The organism is Thiovibrio sp. JS02 (genome assembly GCF_053485635.1).
Genome location: NZ_CM130715.1, coordinates 2,531,890 through 2,551,952, shown reverse-complemented (window position 1 = coordinate 2,551,952; position 20,063 = coordinate 2,531,890). Strand labels below are relative to the sequence as shown.

The 20,063-nt window shown below is 62.6% G+C and carries 21 protein-coding genes; 4 read left to right on the top strand and 17 right to left on the bottom strand.

Going from position 1 to position 20,063, the window contains the following annotated elements:
* Positions 1-9: 9 nt before the first annotated feature.
* The 9 genes from ACUUL3_RS11665 to ACUUL3_RS11625 form a co-directional block, all read right to left on the bottom strand.
* On the bottom strand, positions 10-843 hold the full coding sequence (locus ACUUL3_RS11665) for a mechanosensitive ion channel family protein (protein WP_448551557.1): 834 nt from the start codon (positions 841-843) through the stop codon (positions 10-12).
* Between the two features lie 162 nt (positions 844-1,005).
* Complete coding sequence (locus ACUUL3_RS11660) at positions 1,006-1,716, bottom strand: methyltransferase domain-containing protein (RefSeq protein ID WP_448551555.1); 711 nt, start codon at positions 1,714-1,716, stop codon at positions 1,006-1,008.
* A gap of 188 nt (positions 1,717-1,904) precedes the next feature.
* Positions 1,905-2,501 carry a CAP domain-containing protein gene (locus ACUUL3_RS11655; protein ID WP_448551554.1) on the bottom strand — a complete coding sequence of 199 codons (597 nt, stop codon included), beginning with the start codon at positions 2,499-2,501 and terminating at the stop codon, positions 1,905-1,907.
* On the bottom strand, positions 2,480-2,677 hold the full coding sequence (locus ACUUL3_RS11650; RefSeq protein WP_448551552.1) for a hypothetical protein: 198 nt from the start codon (positions 2,675-2,677) through the stop codon (positions 2,480-2,482). The genes ACUUL3_RS11655 and ACUUL3_RS11650 overlap by 22 nt, the downstream gene beginning before the upstream one ends.
* 105 nt (positions 2,678-2,782) lie before the next feature.
* Positions 2,783-3,169: a YajD family HNH nuclease gene (locus ACUUL3_RS11645; RefSeq protein ID WP_448551550.1), complete on the bottom strand. Its 387-nt coding sequence runs from the start codon at positions 3,167-3,169 to the stop codon at positions 2,783-2,785.
* 29 nt (positions 3,170-3,198) lie between these two features.
* Positions 3,199-3,735 (bottom strand): flavin reductase family protein, encoded by a 537-nt coding sequence (locus ACUUL3_RS11640; protein WP_448551549.1) that lies wholly within the window; start codon positions 3,733-3,735, stop codon positions 3,199-3,201.
* A gap of 167 nt (positions 3,736-3,902) precedes the next feature.
* Positions 3,903-4,169: a DUF3862 domain-containing protein gene (locus tag ACUUL3_RS11635; RefSeq protein WP_448551547.1), complete on the bottom strand. Its 267-nt coding sequence runs from the start codon at positions 4,167-4,169 to the stop codon at positions 3,903-3,905.
* A gap of 19 nt (positions 4,170-4,188) precedes the next feature.
* On the bottom strand, positions 4,189-5,499 hold the full coding sequence (gene hisD / locus ACUUL3_RS11630; RefSeq protein ID WP_448551545.1) for a histidinol dehydrogenase: 1,311 nt from the start codon (positions 5,497-5,499) through the stop codon (positions 4,189-4,191).
* On the bottom strand, positions 5,465-5,824 hold the full coding sequence (locus ACUUL3_RS11625) for a hypothetical protein (protein WP_448551543.1): 360 nt from the start codon (positions 5,822-5,824) through the stop codon (positions 5,465-5,467). Before ACUUL3_RS11625 ends, hisD begins: the two co-directional genes overlap by 35 nt.
* Between ACUUL3_RS11625 and ACUUL3_RS11620 the strand changes: the two genes are divergently transcribed.
* The gene (locus ACUUL3_RS11620) at positions 5,823-7,178 is read left to right on the top strand and encodes a hypothetical protein (RefSeq protein ID WP_448551541.1); all 1,356 of its coding nucleotides are present in this window, start codon (positions 5,823-5,825) and stop codon (positions 7,176-7,178) included. The genes ACUUL3_RS11625 and ACUUL3_RS11620 overlap by 2 nt on opposite strands.
* A gap of 44 nt (positions 7,179-7,222) precedes the next feature.
* Here ACUUL3_RS11620 and ACUUL3_RS11615 read toward each other — a convergent pair whose 3' ends face one another.
* From ACUUL3_RS11615 to ACUUL3_RS11605, 3 genes are read right to left on the bottom strand one after another with little or no spacing between them, the layout of a single operon-like run.
* Positions 7,223-7,840 (bottom strand): ANTAR domain-containing response regulator, encoded by a 618-nt coding sequence (locus ACUUL3_RS11615; RefSeq protein ID WP_448551539.1) that lies wholly within the window; start codon positions 7,838-7,840, stop codon positions 7,223-7,225.
* 17 nt (positions 7,841-7,857) lie between these two features.
* The gene (locus tag ACUUL3_RS11610; protein WP_448551537.1) at positions 7,858-9,603 is read right to left on the bottom strand and encodes a sensor histidine kinase; all 1,746 of its coding nucleotides are present in this window, start codon (positions 9,601-9,603) and stop codon (positions 7,858-7,860) included.
* 2 nt (positions 9,604-9,605) lie between these two features.
* Positions 9,606-10,826 (bottom strand): ABC transporter substrate-binding protein, encoded by a 1,221-nt coding sequence (locus ACUUL3_RS11605; protein ID WP_448551535.1) that lies wholly within the window; start codon positions 10,824-10,826, stop codon positions 9,606-9,608.
* Between the two features lie 238 nt (positions 10,827-11,064).
* Here ACUUL3_RS11605 and ACUUL3_RS11600 point away from each other — a divergent pair, with 238 nt between their 5' ends.
* The 3 genes from ACUUL3_RS11600 to ACUUL3_RS11590 all read left to right on the top strand — a co-directional run bounded on the left by ACUUL3_RS11600 (position 11,065) and on the right by ACUUL3_RS11590 (position 12,466).
* On the top strand, positions 11,065-11,694 hold the full coding sequence (locus ACUUL3_RS11600; RefSeq protein ID WP_448551533.1) for a MotA/TolQ/ExbB proton channel family protein: 630 nt from the start codon (positions 11,065-11,067) through the stop codon (positions 11,692-11,694).
* Between the two features lie 2 nt (positions 11,695-11,696).
* The gene (locus ACUUL3_RS11595) at positions 11,697-12,137 is read left to right on the top strand and encodes an ExbD/TolR family protein (protein WP_448551532.1); all 441 of its coding nucleotides are present in this window, start codon (positions 11,697-11,699) and stop codon (positions 12,135-12,137) included.
* A gap of 125 nt (positions 12,138-12,262) precedes the next feature.
* Positions 12,263-12,466, top strand: coding sequence for a dodecin family protein (locus ACUUL3_RS11590; RefSeq protein WP_448551530.1), 204 nt, complete (start codon positions 12,263-12,265; stop codon positions 12,464-12,466).
* A gap of 110 nt (positions 12,467-12,576) precedes the next feature.
* Here ACUUL3_RS11590 and ACUUL3_RS11585 read toward each other — a convergent pair whose 3' ends face one another.
* The 5 genes from ACUUL3_RS11585 to kdpC form a co-directional block, all read right to left on the bottom strand.
* Positions 12,577-14,340, bottom strand: coding sequence for a hypothetical protein (locus tag ACUUL3_RS11585; RefSeq protein ID WP_448551528.1), 1,764 nt, complete (start codon positions 14,338-14,340; stop codon positions 12,577-12,579).
* On the bottom strand, positions 14,337-16,004 hold the full coding sequence (locus ACUUL3_RS11580; RefSeq protein WP_448551526.1) for an NAD+ synthase: 1,668 nt from the start codon (positions 16,002-16,004) through the stop codon (positions 14,337-14,339). The genes ACUUL3_RS11585 and ACUUL3_RS11580 overlap by 4 nt, the downstream gene beginning before the upstream one ends.
* Positions 16,005-16,072: 68 nt before the next feature.
* Positions 16,073-16,780, bottom strand: a complete 708-nt coding sequence (locus ACUUL3_RS11575; protein ID WP_448551524.1) for a response regulator — start codon at positions 16,778-16,780, stop codon at positions 16,073-16,075.
* Positions 16,773-19,469, bottom strand: a complete 2,697-nt coding sequence (locus ACUUL3_RS11570; RefSeq protein ID WP_448551522.1) for a DUF4118 domain-containing protein — start codon at positions 19,467-19,469, stop codon at positions 16,773-16,775. The genes ACUUL3_RS11575 and ACUUL3_RS11570 overlap by 8 nt, the downstream gene beginning before the upstream one ends.
* A complete protein-coding gene (kdpC, locus tag ACUUL3_RS11565) occupies positions 19,466-20,032 on the bottom strand; it encodes a potassium-transporting ATPase subunit KdpC (protein ID WP_448551520.1) in 567 nt (188 codons plus the stop codon). The genes ACUUL3_RS11570 and kdpC overlap by 4 nt, the downstream gene beginning before the upstream one ends.
* Positions 20,033-20,063 lie beyond the last annotated feature (31 nt).

Here is a 20,063-nt window from a genome sequence, read left to right as displayed (position 1 = left end):
CTTGTTTTTTCAGGATTTTTTCTCGCCGGCGGCCATGGTGACCACCCGTTGCGGGAAGGGGATGCTGATCCCGGCCCTGGCCAGTGCCTTGTACACCGCCAGGTTCACCCCGTGCAGGGTCTCGATGTATTTCCGGGTCGGGGCCCAGAACCGGTAGCCGAGGTGCACGGCGGAGTCGCCGAAGCCGTCGATGCCGATCTGGGGAACCGGCCCGCCCTGCAGTTCGGCAAAGCCGGCCAGCGTCTCGCGGACGACCCGGATCGCCTGTTCCGGGTCGTCGCCGTAACTGATGCCCACGACACCCTCGACAATCCGGTATCCGCCGGAGTTGTGCAGAATCTCGCCGACAATTTTTTTGTTGGGAATGGTGATGGAAACGCCATCTTCGGTGCGCAAGGTGGTGTGGGCGAGTTTCACCGTCTCCACCACCCCGAAAACCCCGGCCACCTCAATGGTGTCTCCCACCAGGAAAGGGCGGCCGATGATGATGGCAAGCCCGGCGCCGTAATTGGAAAGCGGGCCCTGGATGGCGTAGGTGGCGCCGAAGGCGGCCGCGCCGATGGCCGCTATGAAGGGGGTGATGGTGATGCCGAACTTGCTCAGGGCGATGATCACCGCAAAGGCCACCACCACGCCCTTGCCGATGGAGGCGAGGAAATGGCTCAGGGTGACGTCGAGCCCTTTCTTTTCACAAAGCCTGCCGATGAGGCCGGAGACCCGGTTGCCGATGAAGATGCCGGCGATGAGGACGATGATGGCGCCGATCACCTGGAAGCTGTAGTCGACAAAGAAAAGGACCACCTTGTTGATCAGGGCCTGCACGGTTTCCAGCTGCTGTTCCATGGCTTCTCCCTCCTTCCGGCGCGGTGATGGGCGTTGTGGCCCCGGTTTCGCTTCTGTTCATGATAGTGCGGAAGGAGAAGGAAAGGCAAGTGTTTCAGGAAGGAGGGGGCCGGGGAGAGGGGCGGGGCGGCATCGACGTGGAGGGGGCCGCGGTTTTGCCGCCTATTTGATGGCAAGAAAGCCTTCAAAACAGAGATATTTCATCACGGAGATGATATCGATAAAACCGGCCCTTTTCAGCAGGTCGATGTTGCCCTGGGTGGAAAATGGTTCGAGCACCCCCTTGAGGCTGCGGGACTTGTTGATGATTTCCTCGGAGGTGTAGCCCTGCTCGATCTTGTAGTCGGTGTAAAGACCGGTCATGATATCCTGGAAGCGGGCGTCGCAGGCCCGGACCTTTTCAAAAAGAACAAAGGCGCCGCCCCAGTTCAGCGACTGATAGATCTTGTCGAACAGCTGCTGTCGCTGGCTGGGTCTGATGAACTGGATGAGGTAGTAGGAAACCATGAAATCGGATTTCTGGTACTCGTAACCGTTGACGTCCTCATGAACGAAATTGAGGTTGTTCCGCCGGTATTTGGTTTTGGCATACCCCACCATGTCCGTTTCCTTTTCGATGCCGATGAACTTGGCCCTGCGGAAATGGTGGCGGCCGGCCAGCCTGTCCGAGAGGGTGCCGCAGGAGGAGCCCAGTTCGTAACAGATGGAGTCGTCCTTGACAAAATAGTCGCTCAGCTTGATCACCAGTTCGTGGCCTTCCCGGTAAAAAGGGATGGACTTTTCCGCATGACTTTCGAAGCTTTCGACCACTTCGCCGGAAAAGGTCCAGTTGGCATTGTCCGCGAGAATGCCGTCGCCTGTTTTGTTGCTCAACGCTCAAGACCTCCGTGAGAACGGAAAAGGTTGCAATGTTGTCGGCAGAAATATTTCAACCCCGGGGGAGCCGAAAGTCTCCTGATGATAATGCCACGGGATTACCGGAAGATTTCCTGGATATTACAACTTTGTAATGTTTGTCGCGCCTCCGGTCCGCAGCCAAAGAGCGGAGGCGCGGCTGTCGTTCAATAAGGCTTCCGGCCGACCACATTGCCGGCCGGCGCGTAATTGCAGACCCAGATCTGGGACTGATCTTCGCAGATTGCCGCGGCGCAGCCCACCTCGGTGGTGGTCTTCCAGACCATCTGGGTGTAATGGCCGCAACCGGCGCCGTCCGGGGCGTTGCAGGAGTTGTTCCGGTGCGAGTACCATTTTTTCTCGCTGCCCCAGCTGGCGACCACATCCTTTTCCGTGACCTGCTGCGGGCTGTTCTTCCAGATCCAGCGGCCAAAGGAATCTTTCCTGGTCGCGGTCTTTTTCGCGCTGGCCCAGTAAAGGTTTTCCCCAACTCCTTTGCTGCGGCTGTGCCGCAGTGCGCAGCCATCCTTTTTGAGAACTGCTGCCCATTTCGCCGCCTGCCTGGCAAGATTCTTGGACCAGCGCAAGCCAGGTGAGCCGACCTGCGCCCGCCAGGCATTGTGTTCTTCGATCATGCACATCCCGTCGACTTTTTTATCCTGGCCGGAAGCAGGGTTGGCCCAGACCAGAAGAGCGAGAAAGCCCAGCAGGGTATTGCGGAGTATTCCGGTTTTCGTGGTAATCAGCGTCTGTTGCTGTTGCATTGGCCGGTCTGGGTTATGGCGGCAGCGAGATTCCTGAAAAAGAGCCGGGCCTCGCGGCTGTCCGGGTCACGCTGCAGTTCCCCCTCGTAAAAGGCAAAAAGCCTGGTGATCACGTGGAACAGCTCGTCCTCGGAGAGGGCGCCGAGGGCGTCCCAGATTTCGTTCGCTGTTTTCATGGACGATAAGGGCGTGTTGGCGTGATTCTGCTCTGGGGGTTCAGGGGCGCATAATATCCCAACTTGACGCGAGGGTCAATTTATGAACGAACCGCCAGTTTTTTCTCAATCCGTTGTCTTGGCCTTGAGCAGGCCGGCCAGCCCGGCAAAAGGGGTCTGGGAAGCCTCGATCCGTTCGGCTTCCCCGGGCCGCAGGGCTCCGCAGGCTTCCGCCACCGCGTTCCTGCCGTGCTCGTTGTCATGGCAGTAGATGCAGAGCAGCTCCCAGTTGCTGCCGTCGGCCGGATTGTTTTCGTGGTTGTGATCCTTGTGGTGCACGGTGAGGTCGCGCAGCTTTTTGCCGGAAAACTCCCTGCCGCAGCGGGCGCAGACCCAGGGGTGGATCTTGAGGGCCTTTTCCCGGTAGCCCTTTTCCCGCAGCTCCCGTTCCCGCTGGGCCGCAGTCAGATTCTGGTCGTTTCTCTCTGTTTCCGCCCCTGTTTTTATAGCCATTTCTCAACTCTCATCTCGCGCCAAGGCGCCTAGCGCATTTTTGAAGGCATCCTGATTGTCTTCCCCGCCACCATGAAGGATCCGTAGCCGCGGTGATGCAGGGTACGCGGCGTTTTCCGGCTTGGACTGATCCAGGCCTGGACCACTTCAAGGATGAAAAGGTTGTATTTGTCCACCTGGCTATCATCCACAACCTTGCATTCAAGATTGGCATGGCATTCCTCTATGCGCGGGACCGCGACCCGGGCGGAGGCGACCGGGGTCAGGCCGAAGGTCTTGAACTTGTCCACCGTGCGGCCTGAGGTGTTGCCGCAGTCCACCACCTGTTGGGCCAGTTCCTCGGTGGGGATGTTGAGCACGCACTGCCTGTTCTTCCCAAGGAGCGTGAAGCTGTAGCTGTTGCCGCTGATTATGCAGCCCACCAGGGGCGGCTCAAACTCCATCATCAGGTGCCAGGAGATGGTCATGATGTTCGTTTTGCCCCGGTGGGCGGTGGAGACCAGGAGCACCGGCCCCGGTTCGAGCAGGCCGTAAACCTCGGCCAGGGGAAACGATTTTTTCGCCATACTGACCTCCTTTTTTCCGGTCTGGCTGGAGGATGGTTCCTCATGATTTTCATCTTACAGGGGAGAGGCGCAGCGGGTCAAGAAGGGGAAAAGATGGGGGAGCGGCGGAGACGGGAAAAGACAGGGAAAGCAGCCGGCCGCCCGCGGCCGGCTGCTTCGGAAGGCGTCTATTTGATGCCGGTGCTGGAGAAGGCCATGGTTTTGTCGGCCAGAAACATCACCGTGATGTTTCTGGTCTCGTCGCCCCAGGAGCAGCTCTTGGCGCCCATGGACTCGCTGCAGTTATCCGGATTGCCGAGCAGCGCTGTCACTTCGCCGTACTCCATGCCCATCTTCAGCTTGTCGTAGTTTTCCTTGGTAAGCTTGCCGCAGCCCGCGGTAAAGAGCAGGGTCGCCAGCAGTGCCACCATGATCCGCTTCATCTTCTTCCCCATAATACGCCTCTTTAGGTTCTTATTTTTTCCTGGTGCGGATGGCCGCGGATCTGGCATGGGCGGTGAGGCCCTCCAGGTTTGCCAGTTTTTGAATATGCTTGCTGTCGGCGATGAGCGCCGCCCGGGAATAGGCGATCAGGCTCGATTTTTTCACAAAGGTCTCCACGCCCAGGGCCGAGGAGAAGCGGGCCGTGCCCATGGTCGGCAGCACATGGTTGGGGCCGGCCAGATAATCGCCGGCCGATTCCGGGGTGTGGCGGCCCAGAAAGATGGCGCCGGCGTGGCGGATCCGGGTCAGCCATTCGAAGGGATCCCTGATCATCAACTCCAGATGCTCGGCGGCGATTTCATTAGCCAGGACAATGGCCTCCTCAAGCTCGCGGGCAACGAGGATCACCCCCCGCTCGCGCAGGGATTTTTCGGCGATTTCAGCCCGGGAAAGCTCGGCCAGCTGTTTCTCAAGCTCGCCGGCGATCTCCCTGGCCATCGTCTCTTCGGTGGCGATGCACATGGCCAGGGCCTGCGGGTCGTGTTCGGCCTGGGCCAGCATGTCGGCGGCGATATAGGAAGGCTCCGCCGTTTCATCGGCAATGATCAGGACCTCGCTGGGGCCGGCGATCATGTCGATGCGCACCCGGCCGGAAACCTGGCGCTTGGCCTCGGTGACATACTGGTTGCCCGGGCCGACGATCACATCCACGGCGGGCACCGTCCTGGTGCCGTAGGCCAGGGCGGCGATGGCCCAGGCGCTCCCCGCCTTGTAGATCTCGGTGATGCCGATCTCTTGGGCCGCCACCAGCAGGGCCGGATTGATCTTGCCGCTTGCGTCCGCCGGCGTCATCATGATCCGCTTTGCCACCCCGGCGATGGCGGCGGGAATGCCGTTCATCAATACCGAGGAAACCAGGGGCGTCTTGCCGCCCTGGCCGCCCGGCACATAGAGGCCGGCGGAATCCACCGGCTGGACCAGGCGGCCGGTGATGGTGCCGTCGTCCCTGGTCATCATCCAGGACTGCTCCTTTTCCCGTTCGTGGAAAAGGTAGATCCGTTCGATGGCCAGCTCCAGGGTCTCCATGAAGTCGTCGTCCACCTGGGCAAAGGCCGCCCGCAGCTCCTCCTCGCTGACGCGCAGAGCCTCGATGGTCAGATCGGGAGAGTCGAATTTGCGGATATAGTCGATGAGGGCCGCGTCGCCGCGTGTGCGGACCTCGGCGATGATCCCGCTCACCGTCTGCCGGCATTTGTCGTCCGCCGGCTGGAAGCGGTCGCTCAAGCGGTTGAGTATTTGTTTGCCTTCATCCGAGGCGGTGCTTACCGGGGTGATGATCATGGGCTTCCTCTTTCTTCTGCGGAAAGTTCAGGGGGCGTCGCCCGAAATGAGGCGCAGTCTTTCCAGCGTTGTTGCTCTCTCTATACCAGCGTTTTTCAGGGAAGAAAAGTGATGCTCTCGGAAAAACATTTTTTTTTGACGGCGAGGCCCGGCAAGGCAAGGGGAGATGCGGTGATGATCCGTTTTCTCCGCGCCGGTGCGCCTCTGCGTTGCATTTTTTTGTTCTGTCAATGATTTTTTCTTTATTTTCGTTGCCGTTGCATGGCGCCCGCCAAGCTGCTATGGTTTCTTTTTCACTTCCAATCCCGGCAGGATACATAACCATGTTCCGTTCGTACCTGGGCGCCTTGCGGGGGCTTCCGGCTCCGCCCCGCCTTTTTCTGCTTTTCACCGCGGTCAACGTCTTTTCCTGGCAGTGCATCGCCGGGCAGGCCCTGGTTCTCTTTGCCCGGGCCGTGGAGATGCCGCCGGCCTGGGTGGGGCTGCTCCTCTCCTTTCTGCCCATCTCCATGTTCCTGGTGGTCTTTGCCGTGCCGCTGGTGGAGTGGCTGGGGCCCAAAAAGCTGCTCCTGGCCACCTGGCTGGCGAGGAACGTCCTGGCCATGACCATCTTTCTTCTCCCCTGGGCCATGGACCGCTGGGGGCGGGCGGCGGCCTGGCATGTTCTCCTTTTCGCCACCCTGGCCTTTTCCCTGGTCCGGGCCGTGGGGGTGGGAGGCTGGTATCCCTGGCTGCACGAACTCGTCCCCCGCCGGCTCCTGGGGTCCTACTTTTCCATCGAAACCGCGATGAGCCAGATGATCGCCATCCTGCTTGCCCTGGGCATGGCAAAAATTCTTGCCCTTGAGCAGGGGCTGGGCAGATTTTTCCTGATTTACGCGGCCGGCATCGGAGCGGGTTTCGTCAGCGTCTTTCTCATCCGCAGGATTCCCGGCGGCGCCAGGGCGGCGGTCGGCGAAGCGGCCAGCCGGCCCGCCGATTTGCGGCAGGCCCTGGCGGATCGGGACTACCGCAGGTTTCTCCTCCTGGCCATGCTGGGGATCGCCTCCCTCATGTGGCTCAACGGCGCCTCGGTGATGTATCTTCGCGATATCTTGTTTTATTCCGACTCCAGGATCATGCTGTTGCTCGCCGCCGGCGGCATCGGGGTGGCCTTTACCGTCCGCTTCTGGGGGCGGGCCGCGGATCGCTTCGGCAGCGTGCCGGCCATGATCCAGCTCCTCGTCGCGCACGCGCTCTTCGCCTTCTCCTGGTTCGCTCTTCTGCCGGCGGGCCGTTTTACCGGGCTGCTTGCCCTGCCGGTCATCGTCTGCACCACGGTTTTCAACGCCGCCTTTGTCATGGTGAGCGCCCGGGGCATGCTCTGTCGGGTGGGAGCAGAGGGCCGTGTCGCCTATACCAGTCTCTGGATTCTCGCGGTCTCGGCGGCCAACGGCCTGCCGCCGATTCTGGCGGGCCTGCTCATCGATTTTTTGGGCCTGGCCGGTTTCAGGCTCTGCTTTCTCATCGCGGGCGGCCTGGGATTATCAACGGCGGCCTGCATGTATTCCCTGCCCCCTGAAGAGGGGAAGCCGCCCATGCACGAACTGCATCACCTGATCAGGCCAAGTCAGCCCCTGCGCTCCCTGGGCAGGGTTTTCTGGATCACTCTGGGATTCGGGGAAAAAAGGGGGGGATGAGCCGCGGCAGATGAGGCGGAAGAGCGGCCCGGGCCCTGGCCGCTCTATTTTTTCTCTATTTTCTCATACAGTTCCGGATAATTCTTTTTGAAACACTCCGGGCAGAGTCCGTGGCTTGGTTCCGCCTCGGTATGTTTACTGATGTGCAGGGCCACGTCTTCCCAATGGCCGTCCGGGGTGCGGATTTTTTTGCAGAAACTGCAGATCGGCAGAATTCCCCGCAGGGTTTTGATCTCGGCAAGGGCCTGCTTGAGTTCAAGATTGACCCGGCGCAGTTCCCGCAGGTCGGCATGCCGGGCCAGGGCGATGGTTATGGCCCGGTCGATTTCCGCGAGCACCGGCGGCTTGGTCAGGAAGGCGGCAACTCCCGCTTCGCTGGCCTCCGCGACCAGTTCCTCCGATTCATACGCGGTCATGATCACGATGGGAGTCGGGTGTTCTACCGCGATGCGCCGCGCGGCGGTGAGGCCGTCCATTCCCGGCATGCGGACATCCATGAGCACGGCGTCGGGGTTGAGTTCCGCCACCAGGCGTACCGCCTCCTGGCCGGTGCTCGCCTCTCCCGCGATTTCGTAGGCGGCGCCCCGCAGTATCCGTTTTATCTCTTCGGAAACCAGAAAATCGTCTTCCGCTATGACCAGGCGGATCCGGCGCTCACCCATCTCTCTTTCTCCTTGCCTCAGCTCGCAGGGGCCGGGGCCGCGGCCGGGAAGGTGAGGCGGGCCACGGCCCCGTTTTCGTTGGTCAGGGTGAGCGCCCCCTGCAGGTTTCTCGTCACCAGTCCGTTCAGCAGAGTGATGCCGATCCCGCTCTCCGAGTAATCTCCCCGTAACAGTGGTTCGGGAAACCCGGGGCCGTCATCGTGATAGGTCAGCTCAATGCCGTCGGCAACTTGCCGGACAGATACCGCAATGGCGCCGTTGCTCCGGCCGCGGAGCGCGTACTTCATGGTGTTGGTGCACAACTCGTTTACGATCATGGCCAGGGAATGGGCCTGGTCGCTGTCCACCCGGATTTCGGAGGGGGAAACGCTCAGGCTGAACGCGCTGGCGGCGGACAGCCCCTTGAGGGTCTCCCTGATAATGCTTTCGCAGAGGTTGGTCAACAGCAGGGGTTGCCACTTTACGGAGGAGAGAAGCCGATGCACGGTGAGCAGGCCGGCCACCCGCCAGACCATCTCCTGGATGCGCCTCTGGTGTTCGTGCATGCCTTTTTCCCCGGCCCGGTCCTCTTCCTGGTGGAGCATGCCGATGATGGCGATCAGGTTGTTCTTGACCCGGTGGTTGACCTCCCGGAGAAGCACCGCCTGCGTTTCGGCGTACTCGCTGGATTTTGCTTCCGCCTGGATGCGTTCCCGTATCTCGGCCGCCAGTTTCCTGTTCATTCTTTCCAGTTCGTTGGTGCGGTCGGCCACCCGTTGCTCCAGAAGGTCGTGCGATTCCTGGAGGCGGGCGAGCATGGTGTTGAAGGAAGAGGCAAGCTGGGTGATTTCGTCGTTGCTCGTCACCGAGATCTGCGCCTCGACCGTGCCGTTTTTCGTCACCTGGTCGGCGGCTCTGGTCAGGGCAAGGAGGGGCGAGGTCAGTTGCCGGGCCATGCTTCGGGAGACGGCGACCGCCCCGATAAGCACGGCAAGACCGATGGCCAGATAGATGCCGGTCAGGGCGGTCAGGGGCGCATAGGCTTCCTTGAGGCTCTGGCCGACGGTAATGGCCAGGGCGAGCCGGTCAAGGGGCGCCTCGGTCTTGAGCGGGACGGTGGTACTCAGCCCCGGAACCGGACGCCCCTTGCGGTTTGTCCAGATTTCTCCCGGGCTGCCGGAAAGGGTGAATATTTTCGCCTCGGCCGCCGTCGCATCCGGCAGGCAACTCGTGACAAGCTGAAAAAATGGCAACTCCATGACCAGCATCCCTTCCGCCCGGCCCGTGGCGCCATAAAAAACCGGCTGGGCGATGAGGAGGGTGATTTCCGGGTCGGTTTTTCTCAGGAGCGCCAAGGGGCGCCCTCCATCGATCACCTCGCTCAGCAGGGACTTGGCTGTGTAGGAGAGGAATGGTTTCTGTTCTTCGCAGGAAACAAGCGGTTTTCCTTCGAAGTCGCAGAGGGTGAGCAGGCAGGGGATCTGGTGCGGAAGGCGATAGCTGCTCAAGAAGGGCTCGACGTACATATCCCGTCCCGTGGAGTCGATGAGGGCGTTGACCATGATGAGGTTCGCGGCCATGTCCCGCATGTCGTCGTTGATGCCGGCGAGACGGGTTTCCAGGCGGTTGCCGAGGAGGGATGCTTCGAAGGAGAGCTTTTCCTCGATCTGCCCCTTGATGGTCTGCCGGGTGAAGAGGTAGCTTGCCGCTCCCAGCGCCAGGACAACGGCCATGGTGAGCGAAAGGGCGGCCAGGGAGATCTTGTCGGCGATGCTTCTGGGCATGTCTATTCCCGGATCCGCAGGATGGCGCCGTCCGGCCGGAACCTGCTCATGAAGAGGTCTTCCGGTTGCAGGGCCTCGTGCCGTTCCGGGGTGAACGGCCTGGGATAGGCCTTGATCAGACCATCATAGTCCCGCACCTGCTCCAGGGCATCGCGGATGGCGCTCCTTTCGGTGGTGCCCGCCCTGTTCACGGCCAGGGCCAGGATATGGATCAGGTCGTAGGCATGGGCCACGCCCACCGGCGAGGGAATATCCTCCGCTTTTTCGACGTTGAAGAGCCGGGCCGCGGTTTTGTAAAATCGCGTCAGCCTGTGTTCCCGCCGGTTGTCGAAAAAACTGTAGGTCTGTACCACGGAAAAATCGACCAGGCCGATCGCCCCGCCGGCAAGCTGCGTGAAGACGCCGCCGGTGACGCCCCAGTGGCTGATGATGGGGAGACGTTGAGCCGCCGGCAGGGCCGCCACCTCTTTCACCAGGATCGAGCCCTCAGCTTCGTTGGCCACCAGGATGACCGCCTCGGCCCCGGTGCTGCGGACGGCTTCATACTTGTCCGCCAGGGATTTGTCGCCCCACAGATACCATTGGGTGGTGGTGACGGTAAGTTCCGGCCGGTCGGCGAGATAATCCTTGATGGCTTTTTCGTTGCTCCTGCCCCAGCCGGTGGTGGGCAACAGCACCCCGAGCCGTCTGGCTCCCTTCCGGGCGGCGTGGTCCAGCATGGTCCGGATGGCCCAGCTGTCCTTGAGGGAGAGGCGGAAGCAGAAGTTGGGGGTCCGGCCGTGGTCGACGATGGCGTCGGCCGCTCCCCAGGCGTCGAGGAGAATCATTTTCTTTTCGTGGAGGATGGGGATCTCTTCCAGCATCACCGGGCTGAATTTGCCGCCCACCACCGCCACCAGATCGGGGATTTCCGCGAATTCTCCGATATTTTTCACCCCCCGGGCCGGCACGGAGCGATGGTCCTTGATCACCAGTTGCAGCGGCCTGCCGCCCAGCACCCCGCCCGCGGCGTTGATTTCGGCCATGGCGATGCGGATGCCCATGTGGATGGCATCGTCCGAGGTGCTGGTTGTGTGGCCGATCTCGGCGTCAAAGCCGACCAGGACCGGTTTTGGTTCCGGCGCGGCCGCCGCGGCCGGCAGGGCGGAGATTGTCGCCGCCATCAGAATGGCGCAGACAAGGGGCAGCCAGATGCGTTTTCCGGATGTTGCGTCTCTCGTCATTGCGTTGCCTCCGCCGTCGGCCGGTCAGGGTAAGGAAGGTGCTTTTGTTCTCATGCTACAGAGAAGAAAAGAAGAATGTCAAAAGTAATGTTTGCGCGTTGTCCGGAAACCGGGCGCTTTCTCCACATTTGCCCTGTCGCCCCTTGACAAAGCCATGGCCACGGGCCTACCCTTCAAGGGAGAAGGCTGTTACGGCAGGGCGACAACGTTCTTCCATGCGCGCAAACGGGAGGGGGATATGCTGGAGATCTTGAGTCGGGGCGGGATTCTGGTGATTCCCATTCTGCTCTGCTCGCTGGCCGGGCTGACCATCTTTTTCGAGCGCCTTCTTCTCTACCGGAAGATTTCCTTCTCCGACGACACCCTTGAGCTGCTCTGCGACCTCATCGAGAACAGTCGCACCGGCGAGGCGGTCAATCTGCTGCAACCCCTGCGCCGGGCCGCCCGCCAGCCCTTAAACGTCATCCTCCTCGATGCCCTGACCTCTGCCCGGGCCGACCGGCAGACCATGGAGCTTCTGCTCTCCCAGGGCGTATCCCGGGAGATTCAATATCTCGCCCGCCATCTGGGCACCCTGGCCACCCTGGCCAATATCGCGCCGCTCCTCGGCCTGCTCGGCACCGTGCTCGGCATGATCAAGGCCTTTGCCGCCGTGGAGCGGCTGGGCGGCAGGGTCAACGCCGCGGTGCTGGCCGGCGGCATCTGGGAGGCCATGCTCACCACCGCCCTGGGGCTCTCGGTGGCCATCCCGCTGATCATTCTCCACAACCACCTGGAAAACCGGCTCAATCTCATCCAGGTGAACCTGGAGGAGCGGACCATCGCCTTTTTCAAGGCCTGGCTGAACCGCGAGCGGAAAGGGGCCTGACCATGCTCGCCTTTGCCAGACGCACCCCGACCCGGGCCAGCATCCATCTCACCGCCCTCATCGACATGGTCTTTCTTCTGCTCATCTATTTTCTCCTGACCAGCAGTTTCGTGAGCCGGGAAGGGGTGGACGTGCAGCTTCCCCAGGTCAGCTCGAAATTCGGCGAGGTCGAGGAGCGGCTCATCGTGGTGGTGGACAGGGAGGGGCGGTTTCTCCTGGAGGAAAGGGTACTTGACGAGGCGCGGCTGTTCAGCGCCCTGAAGCTGAGGTTGCGGGGCGGCGGCGAACCGGTGATCATCAACGCCGACAAAAGGGTGGTCTACGACCGGGTCATGCAGGCCATGGACATCGCCAAAAAGGCCGGGGCGAAAGAACTGCTGCTGGCCACGGAGCGGGCGCCGATGCCGCCTGGCGCGGGCCTCGGCGGGAAAGCGCCGCCCTGATGGGCAATTCGCAGACAAAAACACGCCCTTGCCCGTGACGACGGGATGCGCAAAACATTCGGATTCCATCCGGGGTGACAGCCGTGCCGGAATCCTTTTCTCAAATCCAAACGGAGGAGGCAACCATGAGCGTTTACAAGATCATCGAAGTGGTGGGCACCAGCACCGAATCCTGGGAGGCTGCGGCGAAAACGGCAATCGAGACGGCGAGCAAGAGCCTGCAGGATCTCCGGGTCGCCGAGGTCACCAAGCTGGACATGAAGATCGAGGACGGCAAGGTGACCGCCTACCGGGCCCGGGTTTCGCTTTCCTTCAAGTATCATTCGTAACCGGCGGAGAAGCCGGGCCGCTGTCCGGAATGCCGTTGCGGTCTCTTTGGAAGCGCCGGGGATGGAGCACGGCGCCGTGAACAAGGGGGAATTGGAGATCAGGGGGGATTTCACTCCCTCTTCCCGCCGTTTTCCTCGTCAAAAACCGGGCAGGGTTTTTTCGGGTCGTAGTTGGTGTAGACCTTGTCCGCGTAATCCTTGTGGCAGGGCAGGCACTGGCCCACCCGCAGGATGCGGGCAAGCTCCTCGCCGCTGAAGGGCCTGAGGTCCGGGCGGGCGCTCTTCTGGAGCGGTTTGCCGGTGATGTCCACGTAGCCGTCCAGCGGCGGGCTGAGGCCTGCTTCGGTTTGCACCCCCTGGTCCACCCCGGCGAAACGCCATTGGCCGCCTTCCTTCCAGGCCTTGCCCTCGCCCAGGCCCACGGTCTTGGTGGAGGTGTGGCAGTCGGCGCAGGCGCGGCCGGCCTTCTGGGTGGTATGCGGGTTCAGGGCCGCCATGGTGAATGAGTTGAAGGAGCCTGCCGATTCGCCCTTTTCGTCGATCAGGGTGACGATGTCCTGGCAGCCGGGGGTGACGGTGACCACCCGGTCCTTCCAGACCCCGAGCATGGGCCGTTCGTAGCGGAGGTAGGAGCGGCCCTCCTCCCACCAGCCCTTGGACTCCTCGCCGGTCAGCTTGTCGAGATGGGTGTCGCGCAGGTCGCGCTTGGCATGGCAGCCGTAACACTGCGGAATCCAACTCGAATGGCAGGAGGAGCAGGAGAGGCGCTTGTGGCCGGGATATTCGCAGGCCTCTTTTTTGGGCGGCTTCAGGGGGTGGGCCTTGCCGGTCAGCTTGCCGATGAGGACAAAGCGGCCGTCCGCTTCCTGGCGGAGATTGTTCAGCTCCTTCTTTTTCCGGGTCAGGCCGGGTTTGCCGCTGGTATGGCAGAGTTCGCAGGAGATCTCCAGGGACTGCTCGTAATGGGCGTGGCGCTCGCCGTCGCCCATGACCTCGTCCCTGGTGTGGCAGTCGATGCAGGCCATGCCCTGCTTGTGGTGGATGTCGTCGGCAAGCTCCAGATAGAAGCGGTCCCCGGGCAGCTCCTTTTTGGAAAGCCCGCCCTTCTCGTAGGGGGTGCCGTAGTTTTCCCCTTCATAGACGCCGATATAGGAAGTGCCTACCCGGCCGCTCCGATTGTGGCAGCGGATGCAGCTTTCCATGGGCACCTTTTTGACGATCTGCGGATGCGGTTTTTTCTTTTCCCGGCCAAAGCGCAGAAAGGTTTCCCATGGCCGTTCGGCCGTTGGCGCCTGGGGCCGCACATAGTGGCAGGCCGTGCAGCCGCCGCCCTTTTCGCCGAAAAAGCCTTCCATGTCCCCCTTTTCTTTCCAGAGGTGGCAGGTGGCGCAGAGCTTGCGGTAATAGTCGATGGCCAGGGAGGTCTCCCCGGTTTTCAGAAGTTCCTCCACCGAGAAGTCGCCGTGCTGGTCCGGAGCCTCTCCCCAGTAATAACGGAGGGTGGCGAGGATCCCGCGGTTGGTGGCCATCAGCGAGTTCTTCACCTTCTTGACGTCCTGGGCGTGGCAGCCCTCCACGCCGCAGGTTTTTTCCACCACCCGGAGATCGCCGGGGTTCCTGACAATGCCCTTGTGCGCCTTCGCCTTGTCGGTGGCGAGCGCATCGCCCAAGTGGCAGGAGGAGCAGCCCAGCAGCTCGGCGCCATGGCCCGCATCGAGCTTTTCGTCCTTGTGGCAGGCCAGGCACATCTCCACATTGCCGCTCACCAGGGTATGGAGCTTTGCCGGCCGCCTGTTCAGATTTTCCCGGATCACCAGGGCCAGAACAATGAGGAGCAGGATGAGAACGGTCCAGCGGGAGGGGAGCGGCTTCACGGCAAGCCCCCTTCCCGGTAGCCTTCGGCGGTGGGATAGCGGCGGCCGTAGCCGAAGGCCTTGCTGGTGACCTTGAGGCCCAGCGGCGCCTGCTTGCGTTTGTATTCGTTGTTGCGGATGCGGCGGATGACGTCCGTCACCACCGGGCGCGCAAAGCCCATGGCGACGATTTCCTCAAGGGTGCGGTTTTCTTCGAGATAGGCGGTGAGAATCCGGTCCAGCACCGGGTAGGGGGGCAGATCGTCCTCATCCTTCTGGTTGGGGGCAAGCTCCGCCGAAGGCGCCTTGGTGATGGTGCGCCAGGGCACGATCTCACCCTTGCCGTTGATGTGGCGGCAGAGCGCATAGACCAGTTGCTTGGGCACGTCGGAGATCACCGCCAGGCCGCCGCTCATGTCGCCGTACAGGGTGCAGTAGCCCACGGCGTTTTCCGATTTGTTGCCGGTGGAAAGCACCAGCCGGCCCTGCTTGTTGGCCAGGGCCATGAGCAGGTTGCCGCGGATGCGGGCCTGGATGTTCTGTTCGGTGACGTCCGGTTTCGTCCCGGCAAAATGGGGAGCCAGGGCGGCGAGAAAGGCGCGGAAAAGGTCGCTGATGGGCAGGACGGTGAAATCGATGCCAAGATTTCTGGCCAGCAGCTCGGCGTCTTCCATGCTCTCCGGCGAGGAATAGGGGGAGGGCAGGGCCACGCCCAGCACGTTTTCCGCTCCCAGGGCGGAGGCGGCGATGGCCGCGGTGAGAGCCGAATCCACCCCGCCGGAAAGACCGATCACCACCCGGGAAAAACCGCATTTCCGCACGTAATCGCGGGTGCCCAGCACCAGGGCCTGATACACTTCGGCGCTCTCCTCTTCCGCTTCCGGGGGCGGGCCATGTTTCTCCCCCTGCCAGGTGTCGGTATCCACCACCACCAGATCTTCCTGGAATTTCGCCGCCCTGGCCACCACCTCGCCCGCCCGGTCCATGACCAGGCTGTCGCCGTCAAAGACCAGGCTGTCCTGGCCGCCCACCTGATTCACATAGAGAAGGGGCACCTGGTAGCGGTGGCAGATATTGGTGAAGATCCGCTGCTTGACGTGCGCCTTGCCCAGATTGAACGGGGAAGCGGCGATGTTGATCAAAAGATCCGGCCTGCCCTGGGGAAGGGTCAGCAGCTCCCCCACCGGGTCGGCGGCGTAAAGGGGCTGACTGAAGATGGTCTTGTCGTTCCAGATGTCTTCGCAGATGGTCAGCCCCAGGCGTAGCCCATTGTAGAGAAAGGACCTGCTTTCCCGACCCGGTTCGAAGTAGCGCGATTCGTCAAAGACATCGTAGGTGGGCAGCAGCCGTTTTTCCGTGGTGAAGAGCACCTGGCCGTCGGCAAAGAGGGCGGCGCTGTTGTGGAGGGGCTTGCCGTTTGGGCCGGTGTGGCGGGTGATGAGGCCGCAGACCACGGCGATACCGCGGGTTTCGGCGACAAGCCGGGCAAAGGCCCGGTCATGATCGGCAAGGAAGGCGGGCCGTTCGAGAAGGTCCTGGGGCGGGTAGCCGCTCAGGCTCAGTTCCGGGAGCACGGCCAGTTCGCAGCCCGCCGCCCGGGCCTTTTCGAGCCAGCCGCCCATGGCGGCCAGGTTGCCGGCAAAGTCGCCGATGAGGGGATTGTATTGGATCAGGGCGATTTTCATGGCCGCTATCATAGCATGGCGGCCATGAATTGGCATGGGAAAAGAGGGGGCGGCGATTTGCCGCTGTTTCAGGATTGCGCCCGCAGCCGGTAGCCCACTCCTGGTTCGGTGAGCAGCAGACTGGGGCGGGCCGGATCGGGTTCGATCTTGCGCCGCAGGTTGCTGATGTTCACCCGCAGCACATGCGGCTGCTCAAGATGGGAACTGCCCCAGATTTTGCTGAGCAGCTGACGGTGGGTCAGCACCTTGCCGGCGTGGGTCACCAGCAACCTGAGGATCTCGTATTCGGTGGGGGTGAGCTGCACCTCCCGGCCGGCCAACAGCACCAGCCGTCGGGCAAGATCCACCTCAAGCCCGTCATTGCGGAAAACCGGTTGCGGGGCCTGGCCGACCACTCTTCGCAGTGAGACCCGGATCCGGGCCAGCAGCTCCGGTACGCCAAAGGGTTTGGTCAGGTAATCGTCCGCGCCGGCGTCCAGGGCGGCCACCTTGTCGCCCTCCCGCTCCCGCACCGACAGTACGATGATCGGCGTTTCCGACCACTCGCGCAGCCGTCGGATTACCTCAACCCCGTCCAGGTCGGGCAATCCCAGGTCGAGAAGGATTAGGTCCGGTCGTACCGCGGCGGCGGCGGCCAGGCCCAGGCGGCCTGTTTCCGCTGAATGCACGGTGAAGCCACTGCTGCCGAGCACAGTGGCAAGCAACCGCCGGATGGCGGTCTCGTCATCCACTACCAGGATGCGGGGCGGATGCTCGCCGGGCTTTGTCTCATCCATGGGGAGAACCCTCTTGCCGGGGGGGCGGGACAAGGGGTAGCCTGAACGTCACGGTCAGACCGCCGCCGGGAGTAATGGCGGCCTTGATTGTACCGCCGTGAGCCTGGACAAACCCCTTGCAGATGGAAAGGCCGAGCCCGGTGCCGCGCGCGCCCTCCGGCGCCGGCAGCCGGTGGAACTTGTCGAAGATCCGTTCCAGATCCGCATCGGCGACGCCGGGGCCATGGTCGATCACCTCCATGATCAGCCATTCCCGATCGGTCCGGGCATTGATCCCGATGGGTTGATCCGGCGGCGAATACTTGAGGCTGTTGTCCAGCAGATTGATCAGCACCTGGCTTATGCAGCCCATGTCCAGCATCACCAGCGGCAGGTCCGGAGGGAGGCGCACCGCGATCTCCCGTTTTTTCAGGCGCGGATCGAGCACCGCCAGGGCGCAGCCAATCAGCTCCTCGACGTCGCAGGGCGTGTACTTCAGTCGCACCGCCCCGGCTTCCAGCCGGGTCATGTCCAGCAGGTTGCCGACAAAGCGGTTCAGTCGGGCCGCCTCTTCGCAGGCCGTGGCCAGCAGTTCGGTCCTGGCCGCCACGTCCAACCCCTCCTGGTCCCGCAGGCTGCTCAGCGCCCCGGTGATGGAGGCCAGCGGGGTGCGCAGATCGTGGGAGATGGAATTCAGGAGCGCCCGTTCCAGATTTTCCCTGGCCTGGAGGATCTGTGCCTGCTCCGCCTGTCGGGAAAAGCGTACCCGCTCCAGGGCCATGGCGGTCTGACTGACAAAGGCGTCGAGCAGCAGCCGGTGCTGCTGGGAGTTGTAGGCGGCTGGCTCTGTCATCCTCACCCCCAATACGCCAAGGATGTTCGCCGAGGTCTTGAGCGGCAGGTAGAGCAGGGCGGCCGAGCCGAGAGTGGCGGTGCCGCGTCCCGCTTCCTGGCGGTTGCGGAAAGTCCAGTCCGCCACAGCCTGCTCCTTGAGGTCGAGATGCAGTTTTTCGCTGGCGGAGATGATCTTGAGCTGTTCCCCATCGGCCAGGAAGACCACGATCTCGGCCCGCAGGCTTTCCCGGATGTTGCGGAGCACCGCGCCGGTGACGGCAACCAGATCGGCGGCCCCGGCCAAATCGCGGCTCAGGTAGTAGAGGCTTGCGGTCTGCACCTCACGTAAGCGTAAGGCTTCTGCCCGTTCGCGGCTTCTGGCCACCTGGGAGCTGATCACCAGTCCCACGGTGAGAAAGACGAGAAAAGTCAGCAGATATTCGGTGTCAGCCACGACAAGGGTGAAGACGGGGGGAACGAAGAAGAAGTCAAAGGCGAGCACCCCGAGGAAGGCGGTGAGCACCGCCGGCTGGAGGCCGAGACGGACAGCGGCCAGCACCACCGCCAACAGGTAGAACATCGCCATATTGGTGGGAGAAAAAAAAGACTGCACCAGACTGCAGAGCACGGTGGCCCCGGTCACCAGGGCCAGGGCCGCCGCATATCCCGCCCAGGGAACGGCGCGGAGCTGACGGCGCTGCCGCGTCGCCGTGCGCCGTTCCCCAAGGCTCATGCTGACCACATACACGTCGATCTCGCCGCTTGCCCGGATGATCTGATCCACGATGGGCGGCCGCAGGAGCTCCCGCCAGCGGGGCCGGGTTGGTTTGCCCACCACGATCTTGGTGATGTCGTGGCGGTCGGCGTAATCGGCCACCGCCTCGGCCACCGTGGTGGCGGTGACCGAAGCCACCGTGGCGCCCATGCTCTCGGCCAGCCTCAGATCGTGCCAGATCCGTTCCCGGTTTTCGCGGCTGAAGCGGCCGGTGTCCGGGGTTTCGATGTACAGCGCATGCCAGGGGGCCTTGATCTCGTCGGCCAATCGCCGGGTGGTGCGCATCAGCTTCTCGCCGAAGGGGCTGCCGCTGATGCAGACCAGCAGCCGCTCCGCCACGGAGCGGGGTCCGGGGATGGCGCGGGTTTCCATGTAGGAGCGCATCTGGTCGTCCACCCGGGAGGCGGCGCGGCGCAGGGAGAGCTCCCGCAGGGCGATGAGGTTGCCGGGCTGGAAGAATTTTTCCATGGCCCTGGCCGCCTGCTCGGGGATGTAGATCTTGCCCTCGCTCAACCGCTCCAGCAGTTCGTCCGGCGGGATGTCCACCAGCTGGATCTCCGTGGCCAGGTCAAGGAGGAGGTCCGGCACGGTCTCCCGCACCGTCACCCCGGTGATCTTTTCCACCACATCGTTCAAGCTCTCGAAATGCTGAACATTGACCGTGGTGTAGACGTCGATGCCCGCGGTCAGCAATTCCTGCACGTCCTGCCAGCGTTTTTCATGCCGGGAGCCCGGGGCGTTGGTATGGGCCAGCTCGTCCACCAGGGCGATCTGGGGACGTCGTTTCAGCACCGCATCGAGATCCGGTTCGAAAAGCGGCACCCCCTGGTAGACAAGAGGCAGCCTGGGCATTATTTCCAGCCCTTCCAGCAGGGCATCAGTTTCGGGGCGGCCGTGGGATTCCACGTAGGCCGCCACCACGTCCTTTCCCTCCCGCTTGCGCTGGCGGGCCGCGCTCAGCATGGAGAAGGTCTTGCCCACCCCGGCCGCGTAACCGAGGAAGATCTTGAGCCTGCCCCGGTCGGCCCTGGCTTCCTCGGCCTGGGCCAGTTTGAGCATTGCTTCCGGCGAAGGCCGGATGTCATCGCTGTTGTTGGTCACGGTTGGGAATCCAGGGACCGGTTAAGAAGCAGGACGTTGACCCGCGGTTCTCCCAGCAGGCCCAGGTGGCGTCCCTCGGTGTGGCTGGTTATCAGGCTGGCGACGGTATCCTCGGGGAGATTGCGCGTCTTGGCAATGCGCGGAATCTGCAGCCGGGCGGCGGCAAGGGAGATATGGGGGTCAAGGCCGCTGGCCGAGGCCAGCACCAGATCGGTGGGAATGGGGCCGGTATGGCCGGCACTCCGCAGTGCTTCGATCCGTTCGGCCACGGTGGCGAGGAAGGCCGGGTTGGAAGGGCCGTTGTTGGAGCCGCCCGAAGCCATGGGGTTGTAGGCAAATTCGGCGGTGGCCGAGGGACGGGGCCAAAAGTAGCGCGGGTCGGAGAAGGGCTGGCCGATGAGGGTGGAGCCGACTGTCCGGCCGTCGGCATCGATGATCAGGCTGCCGTTCGCCTGATGCGGGAAGAGGGCCTGGGCGAGGACGGTGACCACGGCCGGATAGAGACCGCCGCAGAGCACGGTGAACAACAGGCACATCAGCACGGCTGGTTTCAGTTCTTTCATGGTTTGGCTCTCCGGAGATGATCGGGACAAA